Origin of the sequence: Kocuria nitroreducens, assembly GCF_042879195.1 — a bacterium.
Taxonomy (GTDB): Bacteria; Actinomycetota; Actinomycetes; order Actinomycetales; family Micrococcaceae; genus Kocuria; species Kocuria nitroreducens.
The window spans coordinates 1-2,701 of sequence record NZ_JBHZTC010000053.1; the positions used below are offsets into that span (position 1 = coordinate 1).

The following is a 2,701-nucleotide window of genomic DNA, read 5'->3' on the forward strand; positions in this document are numbered from 1 at the left end:
GATGACCGCGCGGTAGCGCTCGAGGGAGAAGATCAGCGTCACGTTGACGGAGATCCCCTCGGCGATGGTGGCGGTGATCGAGGGCAGCCCGGCCTCGGTGGCGGGGATCTTGATCAGGGCGTTGTCCCGGTCGATGGTCTGGGACAGGCGCTGGGCCATGGCCGCGGTGGCCTCGGCGTCCTGGGCCAGGCGGGGGTCGACCTCGATGGACACCCGCCCGTCCACGCCCTGGGTGGCCGAGGCGATGGGGGCGAAGAGGTCGCAGGCCTCGCGCACGTCGTCGGTGGTGATGGCCAGCACGGCCTCGTCCACGTCGGTGCCGGCGGCGGCGAGTTCCTTCACCTGTCCTGCGTAGGCCTCGCCGTTGGCGAGGGCGGCGGCGAAGATCGTGGGGTTGGTGGTCACGCCCACGACGTTCTTCTCGTCGATCAGCTGCTGCAGCCCGCCGGAGTTGAGGCGTTCGCGGGAGAGGTCGTCGAGCCAGATCGAGACACCGGCGTCGGAGAGCTTCTGGGTGGGAGTGGTCATGTTCCTGTCAGTCCTCGTGCTCGGGGGAGAGTGGTCGGTCGGTGCGCGCCGGAGCTCAGCGGCTCGCGGGGGCGCTGGCCCGGGCGGCGGTGAGGGATTCCTGGGCGGCGGTGGTCACGGCCTCGGCGGTGATGCCGAACTCGCGGTAGAGCCTCTGGTAGTCGGCCGATTCCCCGAAGTGCTCCAGGGACACCGCCCGCCCGTGCTCGCCGAGGATGTCGTGCCAGGACATCGCGATCCCGGCCTCCACCGACACCCTCGCCCGCACGGACGCCGGGAGCACCGTCTCGCGGTAGTCGGGGTCCTGGGCGTCGAACCACTCCCGGCAGGGCATGGACACCACCCGGGCGGCCACCCCCTGCGCCTGGAGCATCTGCCGGGCTTCCACGGCCAGGGACACCTCGGAGCCGGTGCCGATCAGCACCACCTCCGGGTCCTGACCTCCGGGAGCCTCGGCCAGGACGTAGCCGCCGCGGGCGACCCCTTCGGCGGAGCCGAACTTCTCCCCGTCGGCCTCGGGGTGGAGGTCGGCCCGGGCGAAGGTGGGCACGTTCTGGCGGGTCAGGGCGATCCCGGCCGGGCCGTGCCGGTTCTCCAGGATCGTCCGCCAGGCGATCGCGGTCTCGTTGGCGTCGGCCGGGCGCACCACGTCCAGACCCGGGATCGCCCGCAGCGAGGACAGCTGCTCCACGGGCTGGTGGGTGGGCCCGTCCTCGCCGAGACCGATCGAGTCGTGGGTCCACACGTAGATCGACGGGACCCGCATCAGCGCGCCCAGGCGCACCGCCGGGCGCTGGTAGTCGGAGAAGATCAGAAACGTCCCGGAGAACGCCCTCGTCTGGGAGGACATCGTGATGCCGTTGACGATCGCCGCCGCGGCGTGCTCGCGGATCCCGAAGTGCAGCACCCGCCCGTACGGATCCCCCGACCACTTCGCGGTGGACCGGGCCTCCGGGATGAAGGAGGCCGCGGACTCGATCGTGGTGTTGTTGGACCCGGCCAGATCGGCTGAGCCGCCCCACAGCTCCGGGAAGGTGCCGGCGATCGCGTTGAGCACCTTGCCCGAGGCCGACCGGGTCGCCACGTCCACCCCGGCCTCGAAGACCGGGAAGACTTGCGCGTAGTCCGCCGGCAGCTCCTCGGCCCGGATCCGGTCGTAGAGGGCCGCTTTGTCAGGGTTCGCCGCCCGCCAGGCGGCGAAGTCCTGCTCCCACTCCTGGCGCACGGCCTTCATCCGGTCCTGGATGGAGCGGGTGTGGGCGAAGACCTCCTCCTCCACCACGAAGGAGGCCTGCGGGTCGAAGCCCAGGACCTCCTTGGTCGCGGCGACCTCCTCGGCCCCGAGCTTGGAGCCGTGGATCCCCCCGGTGTTCTGCTTGCCCGGGGCCGGCCAGCCGATGATCGTGCGCAGCGCGATCAGCGAGGGCTTCGCCGTCTGCGCCTTGGCGGCCAGGATCGCGGCGTGGAGCTCTTCGACGTCCTCGACGTAGTCCCCGGTCTTCGTCCAGTCCACCCTCGCCACGTCCCACCCGTAGGCGGCATACCGGGCGCACACGTCCTCGGTGAACGCCACGTCGGTGTCGTCCTCGATCGAGATGTGGTTGTCGTCGTAGATCACCACCAGGTTGCCCAGCTCCTGCACCCCGGCCAGCGAGGACGCCTCCGAGGTGATCCCCTCCTGCAGGTCCCCGTCGGAGGCGATCACGTAGACGGTGTGGTCGAACGGGGAGGTCCCGGCGGCGGCGTCGGGGTCGAACAGGCCGCGGGTGTAGCGCTGGGCGTAGGCGAAACCCACCGCCGAGGCCAGGCCCTGGCCCAGCGGGCCGGTGGTGATCTCCACCCCGGTGGTGTGCCGGTACTCCGGGTGCCCCGGGGTCTTGGATCCCCAGGTCCGCAACGAGGCGATGTCCTCCAGCTCCATGCCGTAGCCGGACAGGAACAGCTGCAGGTACAACGTCAACGAGGTGTGCCCCGGAGACAGGACGAACCGGTCACGGCCCGTCCACCGGTCATCGGTGGGATCGTGGACCATCACCTTCTGGAACAACAAGTACGCCGCCGGAGCCAACGACATCGCCGTGCCCGGATGCCCGTTGCCCACCTTCTCCACCGCATCCGCGGCCAGCACCCGCACCGTGTCCACAGCACGCCGATCCACATCGGTCCAGGTCAA

Annotated in this window: 2 protein-coding genes; both read right to left on the reverse strand. The window is 70.6% G+C overall.

The window, feature by feature from the left end; translation table 11 throughout:
* The coding region (locus ACFYE1_RS17225) for a transaldolase family protein (protein ID WP_387745698.1) at window positions 1-528 on the reverse strand (528 nt) is incomplete at its 3' end.
* 55 nt (window positions 529-583) lie between these two features.
* Window positions 584-2,701: transketolase (gene tkt / locus ACFYE1_RS17230; protein ID WP_387745701.1), on the reverse strand; the 2,118-nt coding region annotated here is incomplete at its 5' end.